The 26,231-nt window shown below is 55.1% G+C and carries 28 protein-coding genes; 18 read left to right on the forward strand and 10 right to left on the reverse strand.

The window, feature by feature from the left end; genetic code table 11:
* The first annotated feature begins 82 nt into the window (after nt 1-82).
* Both INF77_RS08510 and INF77_RS08515 read left to right on the forward strand, forming a co-directional pair.
* Nucleotides 83-535 carry a DUF4385 domain-containing protein gene (locus tag INF77_RS08510; protein ID WP_041908646.1) on the forward strand — a complete coding sequence of 151 codons (453 nt, stop codon included), beginning with the start codon at nt 83-85 and terminating at the stop codon, nt 533-535.
* Between the two features lie 151 nt (nt 536-686).
* On the forward strand, nt 687-1,994 hold the full coding sequence (locus INF77_RS08515; protein ID WP_041908648.1) for an MFS transporter: 1,308 nt from the start codon (nt 687-689) through the stop codon (nt 1,992-1,994).
* Here INF77_RS08515 and INF77_RS08520 read toward each other — a convergent pair.
* The 5 genes from INF77_RS08520 to trxC form a co-directional block, all read right to left on the reverse strand.
* The gene (locus INF77_RS08520) at nt 1,991-2,314 is read right to left on the reverse strand and encodes a YfiM family lipoprotein (RefSeq protein WP_041908650.1); all 324 of its coding nucleotides are present in this window, start codon (nt 2,312-2,314) and stop codon (nt 1,991-1,993) included. The genes INF77_RS08515 and INF77_RS08520 overlap by 4 nt on opposite strands.
* A 45-nt stretch (nt 2,315-2,359) precedes the next feature.
* Nucleotides 2,360-3,715, reverse strand: a complete 1,356-nt coding sequence (gene pssA, locus INF77_RS08525) for a CDP-diacylglycerol--serine O-phosphatidyltransferase (RefSeq protein WP_023331103.1) — start codon at nt 3,713-3,715, stop codon at nt 2,360-2,362.
* Nucleotides 3,716-3,825: 110 nt separating this feature from the next.
* Nucleotides 3,826-6,489, reverse strand: coding sequence for a protein lysine acetyltransferase (gene pat / locus INF77_RS08530; RefSeq protein ID WP_049136674.1), 2,664 nt, complete (start codon nt 6,487-6,489; stop codon nt 3,826-3,828).
* Between the two features lie 35 nt (nt 6,490-6,524).
* Nucleotides 6,525-7,223 carry a tRNA-uridine aminocarboxypropyltransferase gene (tapT, locus tag INF77_RS08535; RefSeq protein ID WP_193532628.1) on the reverse strand — a complete coding sequence of 233 codons (699 nt, stop codon included), beginning with the start codon at nt 7,221-7,223 and terminating at the stop codon, nt 6,525-6,527.
* Between the two features lie 69 nt (nt 7,224-7,292).
* Nucleotides 7,293-7,712, reverse strand: a complete 420-nt coding sequence (trxC, locus tag INF77_RS08540; protein ID WP_028014108.1) for a thioredoxin TrxC — start codon at nt 7,710-7,712, stop codon at nt 7,293-7,295.
* Nucleotides 7,713-7,916: 204 nt separating this feature from the next.
* Here trxC and INF77_RS08545 point away from each other — a divergent pair, with 204 nt between their 5' ends.
* Nucleotides 7,917-9,017: a tRNA/rRNA methyltransferase gene (locus INF77_RS08545; protein ID WP_041908658.1), complete on the forward strand. Its 1,101-nt coding sequence runs from the start codon at nt 7,917-7,919 to the stop codon at nt 9,015-9,017.
* A gap of 39 nt (nt 9,018-9,056) precedes the next feature.
* Here INF77_RS08545 and ung read toward each other — a convergent pair whose 3' ends face one another.
* Complete coding sequence (ung, locus tag INF77_RS08550) at nt 9,057-9,746, reverse strand: uracil-DNA glycosylase (protein ID WP_023333064.1); 690 nt, start codon at nt 9,744-9,746, stop codon at nt 9,057-9,059.
* A gap of 314 nt (nt 9,747-10,060) precedes the next feature.
* Here ung and grcA point away from each other — a divergent pair, with 314 nt between their 5' ends.
* Nucleotides 10,061-10,444: an autonomous glycyl radical cofactor GrcA gene (gene grcA / locus INF77_RS08555; protein WP_006176733.1), complete on the forward strand. Its 384-nt coding sequence runs from the start codon at nt 10,061-10,063 to the stop codon at nt 10,442-10,444.
* Between the two features lie 52 nt (nt 10,445-10,496).
* Here grcA and srmB read toward each other — a convergent pair whose 3' ends face one another.
* On the reverse strand, nt 10,497-11,825 hold the full coding sequence (gene srmB, locus INF77_RS08560; RefSeq protein ID WP_047368112.1) for an ATP-dependent RNA helicase SrmB: 1,329 nt from the start codon (nt 11,823-11,825) through the stop codon (nt 10,497-10,499).
* 132 nt (nt 11,826-11,957) lie between these two features.
* Between srmB and INF77_RS08565 the strand changes: the two genes are divergently transcribed.
* Nucleotides 11,958-12,695, forward strand: a complete 738-nt coding sequence (locus INF77_RS08565) for a tRNA1(Val) (adenine(37)-N6)-methyltransferase (protein ID WP_182035015.1) — start codon at nt 11,958-11,960, stop codon at nt 12,693-12,695.
* Here the strand turns inward: INF77_RS08565 and nadB are convergent.
* Nucleotides 12,680-14,299, reverse strand: coding sequence for an L-aspartate oxidase (nadB, locus tag INF77_RS08570; protein ID WP_028014103.1), 1,620 nt, complete (start codon nt 14,297-14,299; stop codon nt 12,680-12,682). The two genes, INF77_RS08565 and nadB, sit on opposite strands and share 16 nt — an antisense overlap.
* 343 nt (nt 14,300-14,642) lie before the next feature.
* Here nadB and rseD point away from each other — a divergent pair, with 343 nt between their 5' ends.
* The 12 genes from rseD to acpS all read left to right on the forward strand — a co-directional run bounded on the left by rseD (nt 14,643) and on the right by acpS (nt 24,058).
* Entirely contained in the window at nt 14,643-14,726 is an 84-nt protein-coding gene (gene rseD, locus INF77_RS23450; RefSeq protein WP_231940818.1) for a rpoE leader peptide RseD, read from the forward strand.
* The gene (gene rpoE / locus INF77_RS08580; protein WP_028014102.1) at nt 14,723-15,298 is read left to right on the forward strand and encodes an RNA polymerase sigma factor RpoE; all 576 of its coding nucleotides are present in this window, start codon (nt 14,723-14,725) and stop codon (nt 15,296-15,298) included. Before rseD ends, rpoE begins: the two co-directional genes overlap by 4 nt.
* Nucleotides 15,299-15,329: 31 nt before the next feature.
* Nucleotides 15,330-15,980 carry an anti-sigma-E factor RseA gene (gene rseA, locus INF77_RS08585; protein WP_014832926.1) on the forward strand — a complete coding sequence of 217 codons (651 nt, stop codon included), beginning with the start codon at nt 15,330-15,332 and terminating at the stop codon, nt 15,978-15,980.
* The gene (rseB, locus tag INF77_RS08590) at nt 15,980-16,933 is read left to right on the forward strand and encodes a sigma-E factor regulatory protein RseB (RefSeq protein ID WP_041908666.1); all 954 of its coding nucleotides are present in this window, start codon (nt 15,980-15,982) and stop codon (nt 16,931-16,933) included. Before rseA ends, rseB begins: the two co-directional genes overlap by 1 nt.
* Nucleotides 16,930-17,406, forward strand: coding sequence for a SoxR-reducing system protein RseC (rseC, locus tag INF77_RS08595; protein WP_088204535.1), 477 nt, complete (start codon nt 16,930-16,932; stop codon nt 17,404-17,406). The genes rseB and rseC overlap by 4 nt, the downstream gene beginning before the upstream one ends.
* A gap of 185 nt (nt 17,407-17,591) precedes the next feature.
* Nucleotides 17,592-19,391 carry a translation elongation factor 4 gene (gene lepA, locus INF77_RS08600; protein ID WP_028014099.1) on the forward strand — a complete coding sequence of 600 codons (1,800 nt, stop codon included), beginning with the start codon at nt 17,592-17,594 and terminating at the stop codon, nt 19,389-19,391.
* 16 nt (nt 19,392-19,407) lie between these two features.
* A complete protein-coding gene (gene lepB, locus INF77_RS08605) occupies nt 19,408-20,382 on the forward strand; it encodes a signal peptidase I (RefSeq protein WP_047364182.1) in 975 nt (324 codons plus the stop codon).
* A 222-nt stretch (nt 20,383-20,604) separates the two neighbouring features.
* Nucleotides 20,605-21,285, forward strand: a complete 681-nt coding sequence (gene rnc / locus INF77_RS08610; protein ID WP_003860711.1) for a ribonuclease III — start codon at nt 20,605-20,607, stop codon at nt 21,283-21,285.
* On the forward strand, nt 21,282-22,187 hold the full coding sequence (era, locus tag INF77_RS08615) for a GTPase Era (protein ID WP_028014097.1): 906 nt from the start codon (nt 21,282-21,284) through the stop codon (nt 22,185-22,187). Before rnc ends, era begins: the two co-directional genes overlap by 4 nt.
* A gap of 18 nt (nt 22,188-22,205) precedes the next feature.
* Nucleotides 22,206-22,913 carry a DNA repair protein RecO gene (recO, locus tag INF77_RS08620; RefSeq protein ID WP_028014096.1) on the forward strand — a complete coding sequence of 236 codons (708 nt, stop codon included), beginning with the start codon at nt 22,206-22,208 and terminating at the stop codon, nt 22,911-22,913.
* Between the two features lie 33 nt (nt 22,914-22,946).
* Nucleotides 22,947-23,678, forward strand: coding sequence for a pyridoxine 5'-phosphate synthase (gene pdxJ / locus INF77_RS08625; protein ID WP_193532629.1), 732 nt, complete (start codon nt 22,947-22,949; stop codon nt 23,676-23,678).
* On the forward strand, nt 23,678-24,058 hold the full coding sequence (gene acpS / locus INF77_RS08630; protein ID WP_023294331.1) for a holo-ACP synthase: 381 nt from the start codon (nt 23,678-23,680) through the stop codon (nt 24,056-24,058). Before pdxJ ends, acpS begins: the two co-directional genes overlap by 1 nt.
* Here the strand turns inward: acpS and INF77_RS08635 are convergent.
* Both INF77_RS08635 and INF77_RS08640 read right to left on the reverse strand, forming a co-directional pair.
* Nucleotides 24,055-24,315, reverse strand: a complete 261-nt coding sequence (locus INF77_RS08635; RefSeq protein WP_028014093.1) for a YfhL family 4Fe-4S dicluster ferredoxin — start codon at nt 24,313-24,315, stop codon at nt 24,055-24,057. The two genes, acpS and INF77_RS08635, sit on opposite strands and share 4 nt — an antisense overlap.
* 46 nt (nt 24,316-24,361) lie before the next feature.
* Nucleotides 24,362-25,210: a MurR/RpiR family transcriptional regulator gene (locus INF77_RS08640; RefSeq protein ID WP_028014092.1), complete on the reverse strand. Its 849-nt coding sequence runs from the start codon at nt 25,208-25,210 to the stop codon at nt 24,362-24,364.
* Between the two features lie 118 nt (nt 25,211-25,328).
* Between INF77_RS08640 and murQ the strand changes: the two genes are divergently transcribed.
* Nucleotides 25,329-26,222 (forward strand): N-acetylmuramic acid 6-phosphate etherase, encoded by an 894-nt coding sequence (murQ, locus tag INF77_RS08645; RefSeq protein WP_047364180.1) that lies wholly within the window; start codon nt 25,329-25,331, stop codon nt 26,220-26,222.
* The last annotated feature ends 9 nt before the right edge of the window (nt 26,223-26,231 follow it).

The following is a 26,231-nucleotide window of genomic DNA, read 5'->3' on the forward strand; positions in this document are numbered from 1 at the left end:
TTTGTGCGCCGGAAAATGCCGGATGGCGGCACCGCCTGACCGTGCCTACAATTGTTAAAACGATTTTAACAATGGTGCCGCTTTGACACGTCCCTTTGATTACCAAAAAGATTTTGCCAACATTAATTTCCGTGACCATGCAGAGTTGTATCAGGTGGGGCGGGGAGAGCAGGGTGTGCTCATGGTGGAACCTTACAAAAGCGAGATCCTTCCGCACTGGCGATACAAAGATGCTGAAGTTGCAGCGCGATCGGCAAAAGAAATTTACGCCCTGTTTGAAGAATATCGTCAGCAAAACGACTTTGTGGGTATGGATATGGCGCGTAAATTCATTCAGATGGGCTATACGCGCGCCAGGCGATACGCCAATCATAAAGGCGGTAAAAAGTACGATGAGAAGCGCCAGGTCAAACCGCTGGATTGCGATCCCGTAAAAGCCGAAGCCGCCGCGGTCTTCAAAAAGTGGTGGGATAAAATTCGTGCAGATGAAGATTATTTGCAGCGAAAAAAGGCGCATCAGCAGAAGTGGGGATAATTGCTACGCCCGCTAATAATTCGATACCTGATCGAGTTCACAAAACGTAATGAAACATATTGGAAACATTTTATTTACCTAACGATTCGTTTTAAATCCGGTTTTACTGTTTGTGGGCAATGGCCCGCAATGTGAGACAGGGGATTTTAAAATGACAGAAACCGTAGCCAGTGCAGATACGGATAACACCAATTTGGCAGGTAAGGATACCCGTCGTCGGGTTTGGGCAATCGTTGGGGCCTCCTCGGGGAACCTCGTAGAGTGGTTTGACTTTTACGTCTATTCATTCTGTTCACTCTACTTTGCGCATATCTTTTTCCCGTCCGGGAATACCACCACTCAGCTTCTGCAAACCGCAGGCGTTTTTGCCGCCGGGTTCCTGATGCGCCCTATCGGTGGATGGCTGTTCGGCAGGATCGCAGACAGAAAAGGGCGCAAGACCTCCATGCTCATCTCCGTATGCATGATGTGCGTCGGCTCGCTGGTGATTGCCTGCCTGCCCGGATATGACACTATCGGAACATGGGCACCCGCGTTGCTGCTGCTGGCACGTCTGTTCCAGGGGCTGTCGGTCGGTGGGGAATACGGCACCAGTGCGACATACATGAGCGAAGTGGCGGTTGAAGGCCGAAAAGGTTTCTATGCATCATTCCAGTATGTGACCCTCATTGGCGGACAGCTGCTGGCGTTACTGGTTGTGGTGATCCTGCAACAAATCCTTAGCGATGAAGATTTGCACGCCTGGGGCTGGCGCATCCCGTTTGCTATGGGCGCTGCCCTGGCGGTTGTCGCCCTGTGGCTACGCCGTCAGCTTGATGAAACCTCTCAACAGGAGGTCAGGGCGCTGAAAGAGGCGGGCTCGATGAAGGGGCTCTGGCGAAACCGCAAAGCATTTTTGATGGTGTTAGGTTTTACCGCCGCGGGCTCGCTAAGTTTCTATACCTTTACCACCTACATGCAAAAATATCTGGTTAACACCACGGGCATGCATGCAAACGTTGCGAGCGTCGTCATGACGGTGGCGTTACTCGTCTTTATGCTTATCCAGCCGATTGTCGGCGCGCTGTCGGACAAAATAGGTCGCCGCACCTCCATGCTGATCTTTGGCGGCATGCTCACCCTGGGTACCGTTCCGCTTTTGACTGCGCTACAGCAGACAACGTCGCCGTATGCCGCTTTCGCGCTGATCATGGTGGCACTCATTATTATCAGTTTTTACACGGCAATCAGCGGCATTTTGAAAGCGGAAATGTTTCCCGCACAGGTGAGGGCGCTGGGTGTTGGCCTCTCTTATGCGGTCGCGAATGCCCTGTTTGGCGGTTCGGCAGAGTATGTCGCGCTATCGCTTAAGTCGTGGGGCAGTGAAACGACCTTCTTCTGGTATGTCACCGTAATGGGAGCGCTGGCGTTTATTGTCTCGCTGATGCTGCATCGCAAAGGAAAAGGTATCCGCCTTTAATAATGAGCCATCTGCCAGACGGCGTAGCCGGTCGTTGCGCCGGCGACATCCCAGGCGAAATCTTTCCAGCTCCAGCCGCTCCCTGAGGGGCGGCTATCCCATAGTTCTTTTGATGCCCCAAGGCCCACTGAGAACATCAACCCTATCGCCGCGCTACGGTCCCGGCTGTATCCCTGATGCTGCGCGTACTCATTACCGGCTGCAGACAGCATAGCGGAAGCGAGGAAGTGTTGTGCTTTGTCCTGACCGGACCAGCTATCATTGGCCATATGACTGCAGCCAGTCAGAAAGAAAGCGCTCAGTAACAGAGGAATACGCATCAACGGGCTCCATAAAAAAGCCCTGCGGGTAACAGGGCCTGGACATTACAGAATTCGGCTGATAAGTCGGTCAATACGGATACGACGCAAGCGGCGAATCAGCTTGCGAACTTTCACAGGATAATCGGCAATGCTCTGCAGCTCGCGGTAATGATTAACCACCGTGGTGTGCGTGCGAATCAACTCCAGTTCACGCTCACGCTGTGCGGCTAACTCATGCTGCGGGTCATGGATCAGGATCGCGTTTTCCAGATCCAGTCTCCACGCGCGCGGGTTCAGGTTGTTACCGGTCAGCAGCATCCACTCATCGTCGACCCACATACCTTTCAGATGGTAACTGTTGTCTTCATCTTTCCACAGACGCACAACCAGCTGGTCAGTGTTTACGTAATACTGTAAACGGCTCAGGAAGCGGCGCAGGTTAATTTCATAAAGATAAGGCAGCGCACCGATGATTTTGAACGGCTGATCTTCAGGTATGAAGAAGTCGTTCGCCGTTTTATCCCCAACGATAATTTCCACTTTTTTACCATCGCGCAGCAGCTGAATGATATTACGCACCAGCACGGCAGGAAGGTTAAAGTACGGCGTACAGATGGTGAGCTTTTGCTCCGCGCACGGCATCAGATGGAAAATCGTTTTATTCAGCAGGCTTGATTTGCCAAGCCCAACCAGCGGGGTAACGGATAACTCTTCGTTGTTAGCGTCGCCCTGAAAATGGTAAACAGCATCGCGCAGCTCCTGGCGGAAGGCGCGAACATCGTTTTTGATTTCCGGGCTCTTAGGGCGCTCGGGATCGTCAAGGCGATTAACGCCACGGCCATGTACCAGGTTTTTATCAACCCAGTTAAACATGATATCGGCCATCTGAGGATTACGGATCAGATGGTAGCGGTCATAGCGATATTTATCGAGCTGATGAAGGTAGACATCATTGAGGCTTGCGCCGCTGTAAAGCACGCTGTCATCGATGATGAACCCTTTAAAATGAAGGACGCCGAGCGCTTCTCGGGTATTCACCGGGACGCCATAAACAGGTACATCGACGCCAGGATTTTCCTGCGCCGTGCGGCAATACCAGTCTGCATTGGTGTTTGAAGCGGCCGCGCCAATACGGCCACGCTGGGCGCGATGCCAGTCAACCAGCACGCGAACATCCAGTTCCGGACGCTGACGCTTGGCTTCATAGAGCGCGTTCAGGATCGCGCGCCCGCCTTCATCTTGTTCAAGATACAGGGCCACAATGCAAATGCGTCGCGTGGCACTGGCAATCTTTTCCAGAAGCGTCTCCCGAAAATGAGCGGGAGCGTAAAAGAACTCTACATCATCAACTGACTGAGAAATCTTCGGTAGTTGAGCAAGGTGTTGTTGATGTTTATTACGCTTAAATTTTGACAACATCACAGTGCGTTTCTTCTCTGTTCATTGAAGGGTTGTCTGTACCATGCAAACAACATAAGCGGACAATGATACCACCAGTCCCGTCCAAAGTGGGTAACATTTCCAGTAGCTTACTCGGGTTTGTCTGCCGGTGTCAGGCCGAGGGATAAGGCGACAATACCTTCGTCCAGCTGAATATCAACGTCAAATCCGAGTTTTCGCGCCAGGGTCACCATACCGCGATTGTTCGGCATAGTAATGCCATTCAGGCGTAACAATCCGTGATCTCGCGTATAACTGATGAGTTTTTCCAGCAGTCGTCTGCCCAGACCCAGGCCTTTAAGATCGGAGCGCACCAGCACAGCAAATTCCGCGTCAATGTTATCCGGATCGGAAATTGCGCGCGTCACGCCGAGGATCTCATCGCCCCGATCGGAACGTCGAACGGCGACAAACGCCATCTCTCGATCGTAGTCGATCTGGGTCATATTGGCTAAATCATCGTGGGTAAATTCGTTGATTTCGCTAAAGTAGCGATAATAGAGATCTTCTTTCGTAACCTGAGAAATAAAGGCACGCAGCTGCGGTTCATCTTCCGGCAGAATAGGGCGGAACAGGGCGCGTTCCCCATTCTTCATCTCGACCCACTCCTCCAGCTGCAGAGGATACGGACGGATCGCCAGGCGGCTCTCTCTGTCCCCTTCAAATGGCGCGATATCCAGCGTTACGTCCAGCGCCGTAAATTCAGTGCCGGAGGCGAGCAGCGGATGGATATCCAGCCGCTGGATCTCCGCACAATCTACGACCAGGTTAGACACCTGCACCAGGAACTGACTTAACCCGGCAATATCGAGCGGACGCAGGGCGCTGCGGCCCCGGATCTTTTTGCTTTTAATCGCCTGAATGATCAGATAGCGCGCCAGATTCATGTTCAGCGGCGGTAGCGCCACCGCGGCCTGTTCCTCTGGACGCCACTCAACGCCGCCTTCCCCCAACATAATGAGCGGGCCGAAGACAGGATCGTGTTCAACCACCACCCGCAGTTCCTGGGCACCCGCGCGGTGAGCCATGCTTTGCACCAGCAGTCCGTGGATCCGAGCCTGCGGCCAGGCCATTTTGACGCGATCGAAAATGGCATCGGCTGCCTGCTGCACCTCCGTTGCCGTACGCAGGTACAACATGACCCCCTGAACGTCCGACTTATGCGGGATATCGGGGGAACGAAGCTTAAGGGCGACCGGGTAGCCAATCTGTTCGGCTATATGTACGGCCTCAGCGCTGTCGCTGGCGATCCAGGTTGGCAGAGTTTGCATCCCGTAGCTGCCCAGTATGGGCTGCACTTCATGCGTATCAAGCGAGGTCGCGCCTTCTTCAATGGCCTGCTGTAACAGCCGATGAACGTCGACGGTGTTCGCCGTCAGGTTTCCGGGCAAAGCCGGTGTCTCACGCAGCTGTTTCTGGTTGCGGCGATATTCCACCATATGCATAAATGCCGTGATGGTGCCTTCCGGCGTGCGGTAGGTTGGCAGTCCGGCTTCACTGAACAAGCGTCGCGCCTCCTGAGAGGAAAACTCACCGCACCAGTTGGTCAGCAGGGTGACATATTTGCCGCGCGGATGATTTCGTACCGCCTCAATCAGCGCCCGCGCGCTTTCACTGCCCGGCGCGGCCGCGCTGGGGGAGTGGATAATCATCAGCGCATCGAAATCCTGGCTGTCCAGCAAAATGGAGATTGCCCTGATATAGCGATCGCTGCTGGCGTCATCGCGCAAATCAAGCGGATTGCCGGGCGTCACGCTTGCCGGAAGCACCTCTCTGAGGCGTTGCAGCGTCTCTTCACCCAGCGTGGCCAGCTTGCCGTTACGCAGCCAAAGCTCATCCAGCGCCAGCGCGGCAGGGGCCGCGCCATTGCTGACAATCATTAACTTCTCGCCGCGCAGCGGACGCATGTGGCTCAACGTCTCAACGGCGGAAAAAAGCTCGTGTGTATCCTGCACCCGCAGCAACCCCGCGCGCTGAATGGCAGCATCCCAGGCCGGATCCATACCGGAATGAGACTGCAGCAGACGCTGCGCTGCAGGGCTGCGACCGCTTTTGATAACGAGGATCGGTTTATTGCGCGATGCGCTACGCGAAGCGGAAACAAAACGACGGGCGTCGCTCAGGTGCTCAAGATAAAGGAGAATTGCGCTGGTTTTGCTGTCTCGCGCCAGGAAATCCAGCAGTTCGTCAACGTCAATATCCAGGCTGTCGCCCAGAGCAATGAAGTAGGAGAATCCCATTTCACGCTGCTGCGCCCAGTCAAGGATGGTGTTTGAGACCGCAGCCGACTGCGAGATAAACGCCAGCTTGCCTTTACGGATCGGCACCGGGGAGAAGCTGGCGTTCAGCCCCTGCCAGGGCGCGAGCAGACCCAGGCTGTTCGGCCCGAGAATGCGCATCTGATAGCGGCTGGCGCAGGCCAGCAGTTCGGGCTGCTGTTCAGGCGGAGACGAGAGAATAATGCAGGTTTTACACCCTTTCTTGCCGAGTGACTCCAGCAGTTCCGGATTGCGTTTGGCGTTTGTACACAGAACGGCGAGATCCGGTACGAAAGGCAGGCTCTCCACGTCCGGCCAGGCAAGTACGCCCTGAACGGCCTTATAAGACGGCGTGACGGGCATAACGGGACCGTTAAATCCTCCGGCTAGCAGGTTGCGCATCATCAGATAGCCTGCACGATCCGGTTTCATTGATGCGCCGATGACGGCAATGGATTTAGGACGGAGTAGCGCTTCTAACCCTCTCTGGCTCATGCAGGCCTCCTGTGAATGCAAGCGACCTGATGATTTTAAACGCTTTCTGTCTCCGTTGCTGTGATGCTGCCCTTATGAACGGTTTTTCCCGCCAGATAGCGCTCCCGGAAGCATGAGAAATGGTTGCCCAGAGCGCCAGCTGCAGCGGTATCTCCTGCTAAATCCAGTAGCGCAATGGCGACTTCGGCAGTGCAGTATTGCCCGTCAGCATGCGCTTGGCGCAGGCGGTAGGCCGAGACGCGGGAAAGATCGACAGAAATAACCGGCAGAGCGTCGAGGTAAGGGCTTTTGCGAAACATTTTCCGCGCTTCGGTCCAGGTACCGTCCAGCATAATAAACAGCGGTGGTTTGCCTGATGGCGGCGCGGTAAGGACCTGACGCTGTTCTCCCGCATAAGATGCCGGGAAAACCACCATCGGCTGGTAGTCCGGGCTTGCCACCAGGTCGAGCAGAGCCTGAGGTGGCTCAGTGCGCGACCACTGAAACGCAGCGGTATCCGGCAGAATATCGGCAATAAGACGCCCCGTATTACTGGGCTTCATCGGCTCGGTATCGAACATGACCAGACAAAAGCGGCTCTCCGCAGTACTTGGGGCCAGCGTCTCGCACAGACACACCTTCAGCGGCAGCAGGCAGCGCTGACAGCGACGTATGCGATTGCCACGAGCAAGAAAGGGGCGAGTCGCGCGCGCAAGGCGTTCGGCGCGTAATTTAAGGACAGCGTTATCAGTCATGGGCGAAATGGAGGAAAAACCCTATTTTCGCAGAGGCGGGAACGGGGCACAAGGTGTGCCCCGGGAATGTTACAGCGATTCGTTTAACCAGCTATCAAAAGGTGCTTTTGGAACCGCACCGTTGAGCATATCGATCACTTCACCATTTTTGAAAATCATGATGGTCGGGATACTGCGAATACGAAAACGTGCGCTTAACTCGCGTTCGGCCTCGGTATTAACCTTAACGAACCGCATTTTTCCGCTGCGCTCTTCGGCCACATCTTCGAAGATTGGCGCGAAGCTGCGGCACGGACCGCACCATGGCGCCCAGAAATCGACCACCACCGGGAGATCGTCCTTGAGGAGTTTGTCCAGCGTAGCACCCGTCGCGTTAATGACATCGCCATCAAACAATTCATGGCCACAACGTCCGCATTTCGCACCGTCATCCATCCGATCGTCCGGAATGCGGTTTAAAGCCTGACAGTTGGCACATACGGTATTCATAACTAACCTCTGATAGAGCCGTGGGACAGCGGCAGAACGCCGATAATGTTTCTGATATGTTACATATTATCAGTGAGCCTGTATGAAACGACAATGCGTTTTATTCAATGGGAACAATAGTCACAGGCTTTTGTACGAAATTATGGCTATGCGCTGGCACATCGGGTAATCTGCGCGCTTCGCGCAGCGCTGGTGGAGAAAAGCATGAACGACGAAATGAAAAACAAAAGCGGCAAGGTCAAAGTGATGTATGTCCGCAGTGATGATGACTCTGATAAACGCACCCAAAATCCGCGTACCGGAAAAGGTGGCGGGCGTCCAGCGTCCTCTCGTGCAGACGGTGGCCGTCGCCCCGCCCGCGATGACAGAAATAACCGCGGTGATGACCGCAAACGTGATGACCGCAAGCGTGACGATCGCAAGCGCGATGACCGTCCGCGTGATGACTTCTCACGTGATAACGCCTCTCCGTGGCGCACCGTTTCTCGCGCCCCAGGCGATGAGACGCCGGAAAAAGCCGATCACGGCGGTATCAGCGGTAAAAGCTTTATCGACCCGGAAGTGCTGCGTCGTCAGCGCGCGGAAGAGACCCGTGTATATGGCGAGAACGCCTGCCAGGCGCTGTTCCAGAGCCGTCCTGAGTGTATCGTCCGCGCCTGGTTTATCCAGAGCGTGACCCCGCGCTTTAAAGAAGCGCTGCGCTGGATGGCGGCGAACCGCAAAGCCTACCACGTGGTTGATGATGCTGAACTGACAAAAGCGTCCGGTACCGAGCACCACGGCGGCGTCTGCTTCCTGATTAAAAAACGTAACGGCACGACAGTTCAGCAGTGGGTCAGCCAGGCAGATGCCGATGACTGCGTGCTGGCGCTGGAAGACGTGGGCAACCCGCACAACCTGGGCGCAATGATGCGCAGCTGCGCGCATTTTGGCGTGAAGGGCGTGCTGCTGCAGGATGCCGCGCTGCTGGAATCCGGCGCCGCGATCCGTACTGCGGAAGGCGGAGCCGAGCACGTACAGCCGATCACCGGCGACAGCGTTCTGGATGCCCTCGAGCAGTTCCGTAAAGCGGGCTATTCCATCGTGACCACATCCAGCCATGCCGGTACGCCGCTGTTTAAAGCGACGCTGCCGCGCAAGATGGTGCTGGTGTTGGGTCAGGAACGCGATGGTCTGTCTGATGCGGCGCTCTCCAGCTCGGATCTGAGCGTCTCCATCGACGGGACGGGCAATGTGGAAAGTCTGAACGTATCCGTTGCGACCGGCGTGCTGCTGGCCGAGTGGTGGCGTCAGAATAAGGCATAAGCCTCTTATGTGCCGGGCCTGACCCGGCACATTCAAACCCTACTCGCTCTCTGCCGGTAACACAGGCATCCAGTCAATTGGCGTTTCGCCACGTTTTTCCAGCCATTCATTTGCCAGAACAAAATGATTACTGCCAAAGAAACCGCGATGGGCAGAAAGCGGTGACGGGTGCGGTGCCTTCAACACGTGATGACGCTGACGATCGATAATTGCCCCTTTCTTCTGCGCGTGAGAACCCCAGAGTAAAAACACGACCCCTTCACGATGCTCGTTGATAAGGCTGATAACTTTATCGGTAAAGGTTTCCCACCCAAGGCTGGCGTGCGAGTGCGCCTGGCCCGCCCGTACGGTGAGCACCGTGTTCAATAACAGCACGCCCTGGCGCGCCCAGCTTTCCAGATAACCGTGGTTGGGGCGGGTAAACCCGGGCACGGTTCCCTCAAGCTCTTTATACATGTTGAGCAGAGAAGGGGGGATCGCCACGCCTGGGCGTACGGAAAATGCCAGCCCGTGCGCCTGCCCAGGGCCGTGATAGGGATCCTGGCCCAGAATGACGACTTTCACATCGCTCAACTCGGTATAGCGAAACGCGTTGAATACATCTTTTTGCGGCGGATAAATCGTTTGCCCGGACTGACGCTCAGCGGCAACGGTACTGAGCGTATTGATAAAATAAGGCTGCTGCTTTTCTTCTGCCAGCACGTCATGCCAGGTTAAAGGTGTCGTCATGTCGCTCTCCTGCGAATCTCAATCTGTCACTAGCTTACCTGTTTAACGCTTATGAGCAAAATTACGCGCTGAAATGCGTGCTAAGTCGTTAAATTTATTTTGAAATGATGCAGGTTAAGTTGAGTTGATGGGGGTATGAAATTGATCTAAAGCAATAAATTCAAACCACACTCTTTATGTGGTTGGTGTTTTTGTTGATTTAAATCAATAAATCGCCGTGGTGTGAATGATATATATACACACAAGAAACAATGGTTTTACCAATTGGCCGCGTAAGGCCAGCATCAGTTAATGTAGCCTAAGGGAGGCAACACATGATTACAGGTATCCAGATTACCAAAGCGGCAAATGACGATCTGCTCAACTCTTTCTGGCTGCTGGACAGCGAGAAAAATGAAGCGCGCTGTGTGGTTGCGAAAGCGGGTTTTGCTGAAGATGAAATCGTACCGGTGAATAAACTGGGCGAAATCGAATACCGTGAAATCCCAATGGAAGTGCAGCCGGAAGTGCGCGTTGAAGGGGGTCAGCACCTGAACGTTAACGTGCTGCGCCGCGAAACGCTGATGGATGCCGTTGAGCACCCGGAAAAATACCCACAGTTGACTATCCGCGTGTCTGGTTATGCGGTTCGCTTTAACTCACTGACTCCAGAACAGCAGCGCGACGTTATCGCCCGTACGTTTACTGAAAGCCTGTAAGGCTTCAGCCACGGGGGGGAACAAAAAAGCCGGGGATTACCCCGGCTTTTTCTTACTCTTCAGTCTTCGTTTCCTGCGCGGCAGCGCTTGGCTTACGACGCTTACCAATGTTTTTGGTATCGCGGTGGCGCTGCTTCACGCGCGGCTTCTCTTTTTCTTTCTCTTTTCTCTCAGCACGTTTCGCGAGCGCTTTCTTGGACGGTTTACCCGTCATTTTTTCACTCGGCGCACGTGTGGTTGGGCGCAAGCCATCAATAACGCGCGCTTTCAGCGGCTCGTCAACATAGCGGCCAATTTTCTGCAGCAGCAGGTAGTCATGCGCTTCAACCAGTGAAATTGCAATCCCTTTGCGGCCCGCGCGACCGGTACGGCCAATGCGGTGCAGGTAGGTATCTCCGCTGCGCGGCATATCGAAGTTAATGACGTGGCTCACGTCAGGGATGTCGATCCCGCGGGCGGCAACGTCTGTTGCGACCAGCACGTTAACGCGGCCATCGGTCAGGCGCTTAATGCCTTCGGTACGCTTGATCTGCGCCATCTCACCTTCAAGATAGCAGTTGTTGATCCCGGCGTTGCGCAGCATTTCAGCCAGCTCGTGCACGCGCTCGCGCTTACGCACAAACACGATAGTGCGGGTGGCGTCTTCCTGCGTCAGCAGGTGCTTGAGCAGCTCAACCTTATGCTCAAGGTTGTCCGCACGGTAATACCACTGGTGGATCTTTTTACGCTCTCGCGTGGATGGCGTCGCAGAGACTTCCACCGGATCTTCCAGCAGACGCTCTGCGAAGTCTTTAATCGCATCCCCTTCAAGGGTGGCAGAGAACAGCATCGTCTGGTTACGCCAGCGCGTTTCACCTGCAATATGCTCGATATCCTGCGCAAAGCCCATGTCCAGCATGCGGTCCGCTTCGTCGAGGATCAGCGTTTCTACCGCGCGGCAGTCGAAGTTCTCTTCTTTAATATACTGCAGCAGGCGGCCCGTCGTCGCGACGACGATGTCCTGGTTTTCGCTGAACACTTCGGCGTGGTTCATATACGCAACGCCGCCGGTGATGGTGGCGATATCCAGATGCGTATTCGCCGCGAGTTCACGCGCGTGATCGGCAACCTGCATGGCCAGCTCGCGCGTAGGCGTCAGGATCAAAATACGCGGCGGGCCAGATTTTTTACGTGGAAAGTCGAGCAGGTGCTGCAACACAGGCAGCAAATAGGCTGCTGTCTTCCCCGTGCCGGTTGGCGCAGAACCGAGCACATCGCGGCCCTCAAGCGCAGGCGGAATGGCCGCTGCCTGAATGGCGGTCGGGCGTGTAAAGCCTTTGCTCTCAAGAGCATTGAGCAGGCTTTCATCGAGTTCAAGTTCGGAAAAAGTCGTTACAGTCATGTTCTACCTCTGTGTGGGGCGCTGATTATAGACGTTACGGCTGTAATCTTCATCTGTTTGTATGGATATCGCTTTGCGGCCACTTCGCTTTCCCCTATGCTACTCCAGTTTCACTTAGAAGGTTGCCCTGACATGTCTCAACTCAAAGCGCAGCTGCGCCGCGATGGTTTTACGTTTAAACAATTTTTTGTCGCTCACGATCGCTGTGCCATGAAAGTCGGTACAGACGGCATTTTACTGGGAGCATGGGCACCTGTCGCAGGTGTTAAGCGTATTCTTGATATCGGTACCGGCAGCGGGCTGGTGGCCTTGATGCTGGCGCAGCGTACTGAAGAACATGTCACTATTGATGCCATTGAGCTGGATGCGCAGGCCGCAGGGCAGGCGGGTGAAAACGCGGCCGAGTCCCCCTGGGCTGACCGGATAACCGTTAAGTGCGCGGACGTGCTGGCCTGGGCGCCAGAGCAGACGGCGCGTTACGATCTTATCGTCAGCAACCCCCCTTACTACGAGCCCGGCGTGGAGTGCGGTACACCGGAGCGTGAACAGGCGCGCTATACCGGTTCACTCGATCACAAAGCGCTGCTCGTCAACGCGGCTGAACTTATCTCAGAAGAGGGCTTTTTCTGCGTGGTGCTGCCAGAAAGTACGGGCAACACGTTTATCGCTACCGCGCAGGAGATCGGCTGGACGTTACGTTTGCGAACTGACATCTCTGATACGGAAGGCCGATTGCCGCACCGCGTGCTGCTGGCGCTTTCGCCAAAAGAGGGTGAGTGCTTTAATGACCGTATGGTGATCCGTGGGCCAGACCAGCGTTATTCCGAAGATTACACGGCTCTGACCCAAGCGTTTTATTTGTTTATGTAAACCTGCGGGGCGAGTATCGACGGGCCGGACTCAGCAAGCCGATCCGGGTAGTCGAGTATGTAGTGCAAACCGCGGCTCTCTTTACGCATCATCGCGCAGCGAACAATCAGCTCGGCAACCTGCACCAGATTGCGCAGCTCCAGCAGATTATTGGAGACGCGGAAATGGGCATAATATTCATCAATTTCCTGCTGCAGCATCGTAATGCGGCGCAACGCGCGTTCCAGACGTTTCGTGGTGCGCACAATCCCAACGTAATCCCACATAAACAACCGTAGCTCGTGCCAGTTGTGCTGGATCACTACCAGCTCGTCCGGGTTCTCCACGCGGCTTTCATCCCAGGCCGGTAAACGCTCTGTTTCACGGGCGTAAGGCATGCGCTTCGTGATGTCCTCCGCCGCTGACCAGCCGTACACCAGACATTCAAGCAGCGAGTTAGACGCCATACGGTTCGCGCCGTGTAGCCCGGTATAGCTGACCTCACCAATAGCATACAGACCGTCTACATCAGTGCGTCCGTGATCGTCAACCATCACGCCGCCGCAGGTATAGTGGGCGGCTGGCACAATGGGCACCGGATCGCGTGTTAAATCAATGCCAAGATTGAGCAGCTTTTCGTAAATCATCGGGAAATGCTGGCGAATGAATTCTGCCGGCTTATGGCTGATATCGAGATACATGCAGTCCACGCCAAGGCGCTTCATTTCGTGGTCGATGGCGCGGGCAACAATATCACGCGGCGCCAGTTCACCGCGGGCGTCAAAGTCCGGCATAAAGCGGGTACCGTCAGGGCGTTTCAGATAAGCCCCTTCGCCGCGCAGGGCTTCCGTCAGTAGGAAATTTCGCGCCTGAGGGTGGAACAGGGCGGTGGGGTGAAACTGATTAAATTCGAGATTCGCCACGCGGCAGCCGGCGCGCCAGGCCATGGCGATACCGTCCCCGGAAGCGATATCCGGATTCGTGGTGTACTGATACACCTTAGAGGCGCCACCTGTAGCCAACACCACAGCCTTCGCCTGACAGGTTTCCACCTTCTCTTTATTACGGTTCCAGACCCACGCTCCCACCACGCGACGCGTGCCAGGCAGGCCTATCTTGTCGGAAATGATCAGATCAACCGCGTTGCTCCGCTCAAGGACCCGGATGTTAGGATGGTTCAGCGCTTTGCTGACCAGCGTGGTTTCCACTTCTTTTCCGGTAGCATCCGCGGCGTGCAGGATGCGGCGGTGGCTATGACCGCCTTCACGCGTTAAGTGGTAGCTCTCTTCACCGTTGGGCTGAACCTGAGTATCGAATAAAACACCCTGATCGATAAGCCACTGAACGCAATGGCGGGCATTGCTGGCGACAAACTCTGCCGCGTGCGCATCCACGATCCCGGCCCCGGCAATCAGCGTATCTTCCACATGTGACGCAATGCTGTCGGTCTCGTCAAATACCGCGGCAATGCCGCCCTGAGCATAAAATGTGGAGCCTTCACTTATCGGGCCTTTGCTCAGAACGATAACGTTCTGATGTTCAGCCAGACGCAGCGCCAGAGAGAGACCGGCAGCGCCGCTGCCGATGATCAGTACATCACAATGAAGTTCAGGTGTTGTGTTCATGATTGTTGTTTAATTTACTAAACAGTGTTGGGGCAGAATAGCACCTGAATGCGAGATATCGCACGTTTTTTTTAATGGAAGTTGCAATGACTAAACGCAGAGGCAGGGGTAAACGAAGGGTAAATAAATGAAATTATTTTGCGAAGCAGATCGTTAGCGTCAGATTTTGTGGTGAAATAAAGCCTGTGTTGCGTTACTCTTCTGGCGGGAAAAAGATGTTTCTTGTCAGAAAGTGGTGCGTATCGTGAACAGACTTATAATGAGAGAAAATGAACGGTCTGCGGCGCGATGAACAAAAACAAAGGCGTTACGGAACTTATTGAAGATCAGACACTCTAACCTGGTGCTTGCTCAAAGTGCGGTAGTTATAGAGTGGCGTTTCGATAACGCGTGGAATTTAGGTTTGGGGAGACATTACCTCGGATGAGCGAGCAGTTAACGGACCAGGTCCTGGTTGAACGGGTCCAGAAGGGAGATCAGAAAGCCTTTAACCTACTGGTGGTGCGCTACCAGCATAAGGTGGCGAGTCTGGTTTCCCGCTATGTACCGTCAGGTGATGTACCTGATGTGGTGCAAGAGTCTTTTATTAAGGCCTATCGCGCGCTGGAATCTTTCCGGGGAGATAGTGCTTTTTATACCTGGCTGTACCGTATTGCTGTCAATACGGCAAAGAATTACCTGGTTGCTCAGGGTCGTCGTCCGCCGTCCAGTGATGTAGACGCTATCGACGCCGAAAACTTCGAAAGTGGCGGTGCGCTGAAAGAAATTTCGAACCCTGAGAACTTAATGTTGTCAGAAGAACTGAGACAAATTGTTTTTCGCACGATCGAGTCACTCCCGGAAGATTTACGCATGGCAATTACGTTACGGGAGCTTGATGGTCTGAGCTATGAAGAGATAGCCGCTATCATGGATTGTCCGGTCGGCACGGTTCGTTCACGAATTTTCCGTGCGCGAGAAGCTATTGATAATAAAGTTCAACCGCTTATCAGGCGTTGACGATAGCGGGATACTGGAAAAGGTATTAGGCATGCAGAAAGAAAAACTTTCCGCTTTAATGGATGGTGAGACGCTGGATAGTGAGCTGCTCAACGAGCTGTCTCATTCTCCCGAAATGCAAGAGACCTGGGAGAGTTACCATCTCATCCGTGACACGCTGCGCGGTGATACCGGAGAGGTTCTCCATTTCGATATCTCAGCCCGCGTGATGGCGGCCATCGAGAATGAGCCTGTTCATCAGACCACTCCGCTGATTCCTGAAGCGCAACCCGCACCGCACCAGTGGCAGAAAATGCCGTTCTGGCAAAAAGTGCGTCCGTGGGCCAGCCAGCTCACCCAAATGGGGGTGGCTGCATGCGTATCTCTTGCAGTTATCGTTGGCGTCCAGCACTATAATACTCAGTCTGAAACTAATCAGCAGCCAGAAGCGCCAGTGTTTAACACACTGCCGATGATGGGCAAAGCCAGCCCGGTAAGTCTGGGCGTACCGGCTGATGCCTCCGCCAGCGGCGGTCAGCAACAGCAGGTTCAGGAGCAGCGCCGTCGCATTAATGCGATGTTGCAGGATTATGAGTTGCAGCGTCGTCTGCACTCTGAACAGCTTCAGTTTGAGCAGGCCCAAACTCAGCAAGCTGCTGTGCAGGTGCCCGGAAACCAAACTTTAGGAACGCAATCGCAGTAATGAAGCAACTTTGGTTCGCCATGTCTCTGATGGCGGGTAGCCTGTTCTTCTCTGCTAACGCCTCGGCTGATGTTTCATCCGGGGCGTTGTTGCAGCAAATGAATCTGGCCAGCCAGTCACTCAATTACGAGTTGGCATTTATCAGCATTAACAAGCAGGGCGTCGAGTCGTTACGCTATCGCCATGCCCGTCTTGATAACCAGCCGCTCGCCCAGCTTTTACAGATGGATGGCCCGCGTCGGGAAGTTGTCCAGCGTGGCAACGAAATCAGCTATTTCGAGCCCGGTCTGGAGCCTTTCACGCTGAATGGCGACTATATCGTTGATTCTCTACCGTCGCTTATCTATACCGACTTCAAACGACTTGCCCCTTACTATGATTTTATTTCGGTAGGGCGTACCCGTATTGCAGACAGGCTGTGTGAAGTGATCCGCGTGGTTGCGCGCGATGGTACGCGCTACAGCTATATCGTCTGGATTGATGCGGAAACCAAGCTGCCGATGCGCGTGGACCTGCTCGACCGCGACGGCGAGACGCTTGAACAGTTCCGCGTCATCTCCTTTAGCGTGAACAATCAGGTTGGTAACAGCATGCAGAATCTGGCGAAGGCCAGCCTGCCGCCGCTGCTTTCTGTTCCTGCAGGGGACTCCGCTAATTTCAACTGGGTTCCTTCCTGGATACCGCAAGGCTTTAGCGAAGTGTCCAGCAGCCGTCGTCAGTTGCCCACCATTGATACGCCGGTTGAATCACGCCTCTATTCCGATGGCTTGTTCAGCTTCTCGGTGAATATCAACCGCGCAACGGCAAACAGCGCTGAACAAATGCTTCGTACCGGGCGTCGTACGGTCAGCACCACGGTTCGCGATAACGCAGAAATCACGATTGTGGGGGAATTACCTCCGCAGACGGCGAAGCGCATTTCAGACAGCATTAAATTCAGGGCCGCACAATGATTAAAGAGTGGGCGACCGTCGTCTCGTGGCAGAATGGTATTGCGCTGGTCAGCTGTGATGTTAAAGCCTCATGCAATAGCTGCGCATCCCGAGCCGGTTGTGGCAGTCGCGTGCTGAATAAGTTAGGGCCACAGACATCGCATACAATCTCCGTGGCGAGCGAACAGCCGCTGGTGGCGGGTCAGAAGGTGGAACTGGGCATTACGGAAGGCAGTCTGCTGAGTTCCGCGATGCTGGTCTATCTCTCCCCGCTGGTGGGGCTGTTTGTCATGGGCGGCCTTTTTCAGATGCTGTTTGGTACCGACGTGGCCGCCATGTGCGGCGCAGCTTTGGGTGGCGTAGGGGGATTCTGGCTTGCCAAAGGCATCTCACCGAAGCTCGCCGCGCGCGATGAGTGGCAGCCCGTTATTCTGAGCGTTGCGCTGGCGCCTGACCAACTTCGCGTCGAGACGCTCTCTTCTGAGGCCCGGTGATCCACCGGGCTTTATCATTATTTACATCTCAAAAAAGAAAACGCCATTTCTTCGCGCTATGCTTGGCTCTAAGTGCATTTCCAGGTTGCGGGTATGTAGTGTAGAATGCTGCGTTTTCGCACTGAAAAACGTCAGGCTAAGAACAGCGGCCTCCAGGAATTCGTAAGGCATAATTATTTAACTATATGAAGAACATACGTAACTTTTCGATCATTGCTCACATTGACCACGGTAAGTCGACGCTGTCTGACCGTATTATCCAGATTTGCGGTGGCCTGTCTGATCGTGAAATGGCAGCCCAGGTACTGGACTCCATGGACCTGGAACGCGAACGCGGTATCACCATCAAAGCGCAGAGCGTGACGCTCGACTATAAAGCTTCTGATGGCGAAACCTATCAACTGAACTTTATCGACACCCCAGGCCACGTTGACTTCTCCTATGAAGTATCACGCTCGCTGGCGGCCTGTGAAGGTGCGCTGCTGGTGGTCGATGCCGGGCAGGGCGTTGAAGCCCAGACCCTGGCGAACTGCTACACCGCGATGGAAATGGATCTCGAGGTTGTGCCGGTTCTGAACAAAATCGACCTGCCAGCCGCCGATCCTGAGCGCGTGGCGGAAGAGATTGAAGACATTGTCGGCATTGACGCGACCGACGCCGTACGCTGCTCCGCGAAAACCGGTGTGGGTGTGACCGACGTGCTGGAACGCCTGGTACGTGATATTCCGGCCCCGGAAGGCGACCCGGATGGTCCATTGCAGGCGCTGATCATCGACTCCTGGTTCGATAACTACCTGGGCGTGGTCTCACTGGTGCGTATCAAAAACGGCACCATGCGTAAAGGCGACAAAATCAAGGTTATGAGTACCGGACAGGTCTACAACGCAGACCGTCTGGGTATCTTCACGCCAAAACAGGTTGACCGTACCGAGCTGAAATGCGGCGAGGTGGGCTGGCTGGTCTGCGCGATTAAAGACATCCTCGGCGCGCCAGTGGGCGATACCCTGACCGGCGCGCGTAACCCGGCAGACAAAGCGCTGCCTGGCTTCAAAAAGGTGAAACCGCAGGTTTACGCGGGTCTGTTCCCGGTCAGCTCTGACGACTATGAAAACTTCCGCGATGCGCTCGGCAAGCTGAGCCTGAACGATGCTTCCCTGTTCTACGAGCCAGAAAGCTCAACGGCGCTGGGCTTCGGCTTCCGCTGCGGCTTCCTCGGCCTGCTGCACATGGAGATCATTCAGGAACGTCTGGAGCGTGAATACGATCTGGATCTGATCACCACCGCACCAACGGTAGTCTACGAAGTAGAAACCACCTCGAAAGAAGTGATCTACGTCGACAGCCCGTCCAAGCTGCCGCCGCTGAACAACATTCACGAGCTGCGCGAGCCTATTGCAGAATGTCACATGCTGCTGCCGCAGGAGTTCCTGGGGAACGTTATTACGCTCTGTATTGAGAAGCGTGGCGTGCAGACCAACATGGTTTACCACGGTAACCAGGTGGCGCTGACCTATGAAATTCCTATGGCGGAAGTGGTACTCGACTTCTTCGACCGTCTGAAGTCTACCTCCCGTGGCTATGCGTCACTGGATTACAACTTCAAGCGTTTCCAGGCCTCCAACATGGTGCGCGTGGACGTGCTGATCAACGGCGAGCGTGTGGATGCGCTGGCGCTGATCACCCACAACGACAATGCGCCGTACCGTGGCCGCGAGCTGGTTGAGAAGATGAAAGATCTGATCCCGCGTCAGCAGTTTGACATTGCGATTCAGGCGGCCATCGGTAACCACATCATTGCCCGCTCAACCGTGAAGCAGCTGCGTAAAAACGTTCTGGCGAAGTGCTATGGCGGTGACGTTAGCCGTAAGAAAAAGCTGCTGCAGAAGCAGAAAGAAGGTAAGAAGCGTATGAAGCAGGTCGGTAACGTTGAGCTGCCGCAGGAAGCATTCCTTGCCATTCTTCATGTCGGTAAAGACGGCAAATAACCTTTAAGGAGTTGGCATGGCGAACATGTTTGCCCTGATCCTGGTCATCGCTACGCTGGTGACAGGCCTGCTGTGGTGCCTGGATAAGTTTATCTTCGCCCCAAAACGCCGTGAACGTCAGGCTGCCGCGCAGGCAGCGACTGGCGATGCGCTTGACGCGAAAACCCTGAAGAAAGTTGGCCCGAAACCGGGCTGGCTGGAAACGGGCGCGTCGGTGTTCCCGGTGCTGGCGATTGTGCTGGTGGTACGTTCGTTTATTTATGAGCCGTTCCAGATCCCATCGGGATCAATGATGCCAACGCTGCTGATCGGTGATTTTATTCTGGTTGAGAAGTTTGCCTACGGCATTAAAGATCCGATTTACCAGAAAACGCTGATCGAAACGGGGCATCCGAAACGTGGCGACATCGTGGTGTTTAAATATCCGGACGATCCGCGTCTGGATTACATTAAGCGCGCGGTGGGTCTGCCGGGTGATAAAGTGACCTACGATCCGGTTGCGAAGGAAGTCACCGTTCAGCCGGGCTGCAGCTCCGGTACCGCGTGTGAAAACGCGCTGCCAATCACCTACTCAAACGTTGAGCCAAGTGATTTCGTGCAGACTTTCGCCCGTCGTAACGGCGGTGAAGCGACCAGCGGGTTCTTCCAGGTGCCAAAAGGTGAAACCAAAGAGAACGGCATTCGTCTGGTTGAGCGCAAAGAGACGCTGGGCGATGTCACTCACCGCATTCTGACCGTGCCAATCGCGCAGGACCAGGTGGGGATGTATTACAAACAGCCGGGTCAGCAGCTGGCCAGCTGGATCGTACCGCCGGGACACTACTTCATGATGGGCGATAACCGCGATAACTCCGCGGACAGCCGTTACTGGGGCTTTGTGCCGGAAGCGAATCTGGTGGGTAAAGCAACCGCGATCTGGATGAGTTTTGAGAAGCAGGAAGGCGAGTGGCCGACCGGGGTGCGCCTGAATCGTATTGGCGGAATCCATTAATTCTCAGGAAAAGAACACGTAGCCGCGTTATTTCGCGGCTACGTGAATTATTTCCTCGATAAATCTCTTTGAACTAACGACATCCCCTGTCGTTGTGTATAGAATATTCCCCCGAAGTTTAAGGTTGGCCCTGCAAGGGTGCCACGGCACACGAAACCGCGTTGGTTTTCTCAGGTCGGTTTCGTGTGCTGCATTTTTGACGCATTCATTTATTGGTATCGCATGAACCCCATCGTAATTAATCGGCTTCAACGGAAGCTGGGCTACACTTTTCATCATCAGGAGTTGTTGCAACAGGCATTAACCCATCGCAGTGCCAGCAGCAAACATAATGAGCGTCTCGAGTTTCTGGGTGACTCTATTTTAAGTTTCGTGATTGCGAATGCGCTTTATCATCGTTTCCCGCGCGTGGACGAAGGTGATATGAGCCGCATGCGCGCCACGCTGGTGCGCGGCAACACCCTCGCTGAAATCGCGCGCGAATTTGAACTGGGCGAATGTCTGCGTCTTGGGCCGGGTGAACTGAAAAGCGGCGGCTTCCGTCGTGAATCTATTCTTGCCGATACGGTCGAAGCATTAATTGGTGGCGTGTTCCTGGACAGCGATATCCAGACCGTAGAAAAGCTGATCCTTAACTGGTATCAGACCCGTCTGGACGAAATTAGCCCGGGCGATAAACAAAAAGATCCGAAAACGCGCCTGCAGGAATATTTGCAGGGCCGTCATCTGCCGCTGCCATCCTATCTGGTGGTGCAGGTGCGTGGCGAAGCGCACGATCAGGAATTTACCATCCATTGCCAGGTCAGTGGCCTGAGTGAACCGGTGGTGGGCACAGGTTCGAGCCGCCGTAAGGCTGAACAGGCTGCCGCCGAACAGGCGTTAAAAATGCTGGAGCTGGAATGAGCGAAGAAAAAACCTATTGCGGATTTATTGCCATCGTCGGACGTCCGAACGTCGGCAAATCCACCCTGCTGAATAATCTGCTTGGGCAGAAGATTTCCATCACCTCGCGTAAGGCGCAGACCACGCGTCACCGCATCGTCGGCATCCATACTGAAGGCGCGTATCAGGCAATCTACGTCGATACCCCTGGCCTGCACATGGAAGAGAAGCGCGCCATTAACCGTCTGATGAACAAGGCGGCGAGCAGCTCCATCGGCGACGTAGAGCTGGTGATTTTCGTAGTGGAAGGCACCCGCTGGACGCCGGACGACGAAATGGTACTGAACAAGCTGCGTGACGGCAAAACGCCGGTGATCCTCGCGGTCAACAAAGTTGACAACGTGCAGGAAAAAGCTGACCTGCTGCCGCACCTGCAGTGGCTGGGCAGCCAGATGAACTTCCTCGATATCGTTCCGCTGTCTGCTGAGACCGGCCTGAACGTTGATACCATCGCGGGCATCGTACGTAAGCATCTACCGGAAGCGATTCACCACTTCCCGGAAGACTACATCACCGATCGCTCTCAGCGCTTTATGGCGTCTGAAATCATCCGTGAAAAGCTGATGCGTTTCCTGGGCGCCGAGCTGCCGTACTCTGTGACGGTGGAGATCGAGCGTTTCCAGAGCAACGAGCGCGGTGGCTACGACATTAACGGCCTGATCCTCGTCGAGCGCGAAGGGCAGAAGAAGATGGTGATCGGCAACAAAGGCGCCAAGATCAAAACCATCGGTATCGAAGCCCGTAAAGACATGCAGGAGATGTTCGAAGCGCCAGTTCATCTGGAACTGTGGGTGAAGGTGAAATCTGGCTGGGCCGATGATGAGCGTGCTCTGCGCAGCCTCGGTTACGGCGAAGATCAGTAACTCAAGACGACGAGTATAATGGAAGGTTGGCAGCGCGCCTTCGTTCTCCATAGTCGTCCCTGGAGCGAAACCAGCCTGATGCTGGACGTCTTCACGGAAGAGTCGGGCCGCGTGCGCCTTGTTGCGAAAGGCGCACGTTCCAAACGTTCTAATCTGAAGGGGGCCCTACAGCCTTTTACGCCGCTGCTGGTTCGCTTTGGCGGGCGAGGGGAAGTCAAAACCTTGCGCAGCGCTGAAGCCGTCTCTCTGGCGCTTCCCCTTTCTGGCATCACGCTCTACAGCGGTCTGTATGTCAACGAGCTCATCTCCCGCGTCCTTGAACATGAGACTCGCTTCTCGGAACTTTTCTTCGATTATCTGCACTGTATCCAGGCACTGGCGGGTGCGACCGGCACGCCCGAACCCGCCCTGCGTCGTTTCGAACTGGCGCTGCTGGGCCACCTCGGGTACGGCGTGGATTTTCTGCACTGCGCAGGCAGCGGTGATGAGGTGGAAGACACCATGACCTACCGCTACCGCGAAGAAAAAGGCTTTATTGCCAGCGTCGTCGTTGATAACAGTACTTTTACCGGACGCCAGCTCAGAGCACTTTATGAACGCGAGTTTCCGGACGCCGACACCCTGCGCGCAGCAAAACGCTTTACCCGGATTGCCCTCAAGCCGTATCTTGGCGGCAAGCCCTTAAAGAGCCGCGAATTATTCAGGCAGTTTATGCCCAAACGTTAGACCACAGCATCAGAAAGAAAACCGAGGATTGTCATGGCTGAATTACTGTTAGGCGTCAACATCGACCACATCGCCACCCTGCGCAACGCGCGCGGCACGGCGTATCCCGATCCGGTTCAGGCGGCGTTTATCGCTGAACAGGCTGGTGCCGACGGCATTACCGTTCACCTGCGTGAAGACCGCCGCCACATTACCGACCGCGACGTGCGCATTCTTCGTCAGACGCTGGACACCCGTATGAATCTGGAGATGGCGGTCACCGAAGAGATGCTGACCATTGCCTGCGAGACCAAACCGCACTTCTGCTGCCTGGTGCCGGAAAAACGCCAGGAAGTGACCACCGAAGGCGGGCTGGACGTGGCGGCGCAGCAGGACAAAATGCGCGATGCCTGCAAGCGCCTGGCGGATGCCGGTATCCTGGTTTCTCTGTTTATCGACGCCGATTTCGCGCAGATTAAAGCGGCAGCCGACGTGGGCGCGCCGTATATCGAAATTCACACCGGCTGCTATGCCGATGCTAAAAACGATGCCGAGCAGGCCAAAGAGCTGGAGCGTATCGCCAAAGCGGCCACCTACGCCGCGAGCCTGGGACTGAAGGTTAATGCCGGTCACGGCCTGACCTACCACAACGTGAAGGCCATTGCCGCCCTGCCGGAAATGCACGAGCTGAACATCGGCCACGCCATTATTGGCCGCGCGGTGATGAGCGGCCTGAAAGAGGCGGTTTCAGAGATGAAACGCCTGATGCTGGAAGCGCGTCAGTAATGGCCATTTTGGGCTTAGGCACCGATATCGTCGAAATAGCCCGCATTGAAGCGGTGATCGCCCGGAGCGGCGATCGCCTGGCAAGGCGCGTGCTGAGCGATAACGAATGGGCCATCTGGGAAGCGCACCAGCAGCCGGTGCGTTTTCTGGCAAAGCGCTTTGCGGTAAAAGAGGCGGCAGCCAAAGCCTTCGGGACCGGCATTCGTAACGGCCTGGCATTTAACCAGTTCGAAGTTTTTAATGATGAGCTGGGCAAACCGAGCCTGCGTCTGTGGGGTGAAGCGCAAAAGCTGGCGGAGAAGCTAGGGGTGAATCATATGCACGTGACGATCGCAGATGAACGTCACTATGCCAGCGCGACGGTGATTATCGAAAGCTAAATTTTGTCCGCGTGGTGCATCAGGACAAATTTATCCCACAGCTGCTCTTCGCTCTCGACGTGTGTCGGATCCTTCAGAATTGTGTTGGGGATCGGGCACACCTTCTGGCAGGTCGGCGTCTCATAGTGGCCGACGCATTCCGTACAGCGGTCGCTGTTAATCTCGTAAATGCTGTCGCCCATCGAAATCGCCTGGTTCGGGCATTCGGGTTCGCACATATCGCAATTGATGCATTTTTTGGTAATTAACAGCGCCATCAGGAAATTCTCAGAAACAACACAAACTGGGCGGGCATTATACGCGTCAAACCAGTTTCTTTACCAGTTCTTCGCTGTGACGAATGCGCTCGGGCGCGCGCTCCAGATCCTGCTGTACCAGCGCCATAAACAGCAGGTCCGTCAGCATCATTTGTGCGCTGGTGGACGAAATTGCCGCGCTGCGCGTGGCCTGCTCTTCGGCAATGGTATACAAACAGCGCGTTGCCCGCTGCTGCAGCGCATTAGGCGTAAAGCCGGTGATCGCCAGAATTTTGCCGCCGACGCGCAGGGCTTCGTCGGTCGCCATGTTGATCTCGCGGCGCTCGCCGGAGTAGGAGATGGCCAGCAGCAGATCGTCAGGATCCATCGCCTGCACGGTCGCCAGCAGGGCGTGCATATCCTGCTCGACGATTGCGTTAAAACCGATTTTAGTCAGCTTCCAGCCAAAATTACGGGCCACCAGACCGGACGCGCCAATACCGGTTAAAATAATTCGCCGCGCCGCCCGCAGCATCGCCACGCTTTCCAGTAATTTCTCTTCGGTATTCACGTCCAGCGTGGCGTGCATGGCCGCCACGTTCTCCTTGATCAGCTTTTCCCCAACCAGACGCATCGGGTCATCGCCGCGGATCTGGTTATGCACCGGCATGGACTGCGGATTCGGGTTACTCACCAGCGCTTCGCTGATTGCCAGCTTAAGAGCGGGAAAACCCTTAAACCCGATCTTCTGGGCAAATTTCACCACGCTTGACTGGCTCACTCCAGCTTCGCTTGCCAGCTGCTGTGAGCTGAGGTGGCGGGCGCGATCGGGCTGAGAAAGCAGAAAATCCGCCAGCTTTTTGTCGCTTTGAGCAAAGCCGGCGTAGCGCTGGCGAATGCGAATTAAACAGTTCATGAGTACTCCCGGCGGAAATGTGATTGTCTGCGCAAAAACGAATTCTGCTCGCCTGAATGAATTTTATATTCCATTATAGTGTGATTATTATGAATTAAAAATTCTTGAGGTACAAAAAATGAATCTTGGCTCACTTGTTTCTGAAACGCGTAACCCGCAAACCATGGATCTGGATGCGCTCTCCACCCTGGAGCTGGTTAACCGCTTTAATCAACAGGATACGCTGGTCGCGCAGGCAGTGAAAGAGACATTGCCAGAGGTGGCGAAAGCGGTCGATGCGGCGGCGGAAGCTCTTAAGGCCGGTGGTCGCATTATCTATATGGGGGCCGGTACCAGCGGGCGTCTCGGGGTGCTTGATGCCTCGGAATGTCCGCCCACCTTTGGCGTTCCGCACGGCCTGGTGGTTGGCCTGATTGCTGGTGGTCCCGGCGCGCTGCTGAAGGCCGTTGAAGGGGCGGAGGACAATAAACAGCTGGGTGAGGATGACCTGAAGGATCTGAACCTGACGGCGAACGATCTGGTGGTCGGCCTGGCGGCATCCGGGCGCACGCCGTACGTCATTGGCGGCCTGGAATACGCCAACCGGACCGGCTGCACGACGGTCGCCATCTCCTGCAACCCCGGCTCGCCGATTGCGCAGGTGGCCGCTATCGCCATCTCTCCGGTCGTTGGGCCGGAAGCGCTCACCGGCTCCACGCGCCTGAAATCCGGGACCGCGCAAAAGCTGGTGCTCAATATGATCTCCACCGGTGCGATGGTGAAGTTCGGCAAGGTCTACCAGAACCTGATGGTCGATATGCAGGCCACCAACGTCAAGCTGGTGGACAGAGCCTGCCGCATGGTGATGGAGGCGACAGGCGCGGGCCGTGAAGAGGCAGAAGCGGTGCTCAGGCAGACCGATCACGACGTTAAACCGGCCATTTTAATGATCTTAAGCGGGCTGGACGCGGCGGCCGCGCGAGCCAAACTCGACGCGCACAACGGCTTCTTACGGGCGGCTTTAGAAAACTAGCAGAGGCGT

Origin of the sequence: Enterobacter cloacae complex sp. P1B (genome assembly GCF_014982345.1) — a bacterium.
GTDB lineage: Bacteria > Pseudomonadota > Gammaproteobacteria > Enterobacterales > Enterobacteriaceae > Enterobacter > Enterobacter bugandensis.

Coding starts and splice junctions, on each gene's coding strand:
- INF77_RS08515 (WP_041908648.1), top strand. CDS start 687: ATGACAGAAACCGTAGCCAGTGCAGATACGGATAACACCAATTTGGCA.
- INF77_RS08520 (WP_041908650.1), bottom strand. CDS start 2,314: ATGCGTATTCCTCTGTTACTGAGCGCTTTCTTTCTGACTGGCTGCAGT.
- pssA (WP_023331103.1), bottom strand. CDS start 3,715: ATGTTGTCAAAATTTAAGCGTAATAAACATCAACAACACCTTGCTCAA.
- pat (WP_049136674.1), bottom strand. CDS start 6,489: ATGAGCCAGAGAGGGTTAGAAGCGCTACTCCGTCCTAAATCCATTGCC.
- tapT (WP_193532628.1), bottom strand. CDS start 7,223: ATGACTGATAACGCTGTCCTTAAATTACGCGCCGAACGCCTTGCGCGC.
- trxC (WP_028014108.1), bottom strand. CDS start 7,712: ATGAATACCGTATGTGCCAACTGTCAGGCTTTAAACCGCATTCCGGAC.
- INF77_RS08545 (WP_041908658.1), top strand. CDS start 7,917: ATGAACGACGAAATGAAAAACAAAAGCGGCAAGGTCAAAGTGATGTAT.
- ung (WP_023333064.1), bottom strand. CDS start 9,746: ATGACGACACCTTTAACCTGGCATGACGTGCTGGCAGAAGAAAAGCAG.
- grcA (WP_006176733.1), top strand. CDS start 10,061: ATGATTACAGGTATCCAGATTACCAAAGCGGCAAATGACGATCTGCTC.
- srmB (WP_047368112.1), bottom strand. CDS start 11,825: ATGACTGTAACGACTTTTTCCGAACTTGAACTCGATGAAAGCCTGCTC.
- INF77_RS08565 (WP_182035015.1), top strand. CDS start 11,958: ATGTCTCAACTCAAAGCGCAGCTGCGCCGCGATGGTTTTACGTTTAAA.
- nadB (WP_028014103.1), bottom strand. CDS start 14,299: ATGAACACAACACCTGAACTTCATTGTGATGTACTGATCATCGGCAGC.
- rpoE (WP_028014102.1), top strand. CDS start 14,723: ATGAGCGAGCAGTTAACGGACCAGGTCCTGGTTGAACGGGTCCAGAAG.
- rseA (WP_014832926.1), top strand. CDS start 15,330: ATGCAGAAAGAAAAACTTTCCGCTTTAATGGATGGTGAGACGCTGGAT.
- rseB (WP_041908666.1), top strand. CDS start 15,980: ATGAAGCAACTTTGGTTCGCCATGTCTCTGATGGCGGGTAGCCTGTTC.
- rseC (WP_088204535.1), top strand. CDS start 16,930: ATGATTAAAGAGTGGGCGACCGTCGTCTCGTGGCAGAATGGTATTGCG.
- lepA (WP_028014099.1), top strand. CDS start 17,592: ATGAAGAACATACGTAACTTTTCGATCATTGCTCACATTGACCACGGT.
- lepB (WP_047364182.1), top strand. CDS start 19,408: ATGGCGAACATGTTTGCCCTGATCCTGGTCATCGCTACGCTGGTGACA.
- rnc (WP_003860711.1), top strand. CDS start 20,605: ATGAACCCCATCGTAATTAATCGGCTTCAACGGAAGCTGGGCTACACT.
- era (WP_028014097.1), top strand. CDS start 21,282: ATGAGCGAAGAAAAAACCTATTGCGGATTTATTGCCATCGTCGGACGT.
- recO (WP_028014096.1), top strand. CDS start 22,206: ATGGAAGGTTGGCAGCGCGCCTTCGTTCTCCATAGTCGTCCCTGGAGC.
- pdxJ (WP_193532629.1), top strand. CDS start 22,947: ATGGCTGAATTACTGTTAGGCGTCAACATCGACCACATCGCCACCCTG.
- acpS (WP_023294331.1), top strand. CDS start 23,678: ATGGCCATTTTGGGCTTAGGCACCGATATCGTCGAAATAGCCCGCATT.
- INF77_RS08635 (WP_028014093.1), bottom strand. CDS start 24,315: ATGGCGCTGTTAATTACCAAAAAATGCATCAATTGCGATATGTGCGAA.
- INF77_RS08640 (WP_028014092.1), bottom strand. CDS start 25,210: ATGAACTGTTTAATTCGCATTCGCCAGCGCTACGCCGGCTTTGCTCAA.
- murQ (WP_047364180.1), top strand. CDS start 25,329: ATGAATCTTGGCTCACTTGTTTCTGAAACGCGTAACCCGCAAACCATG.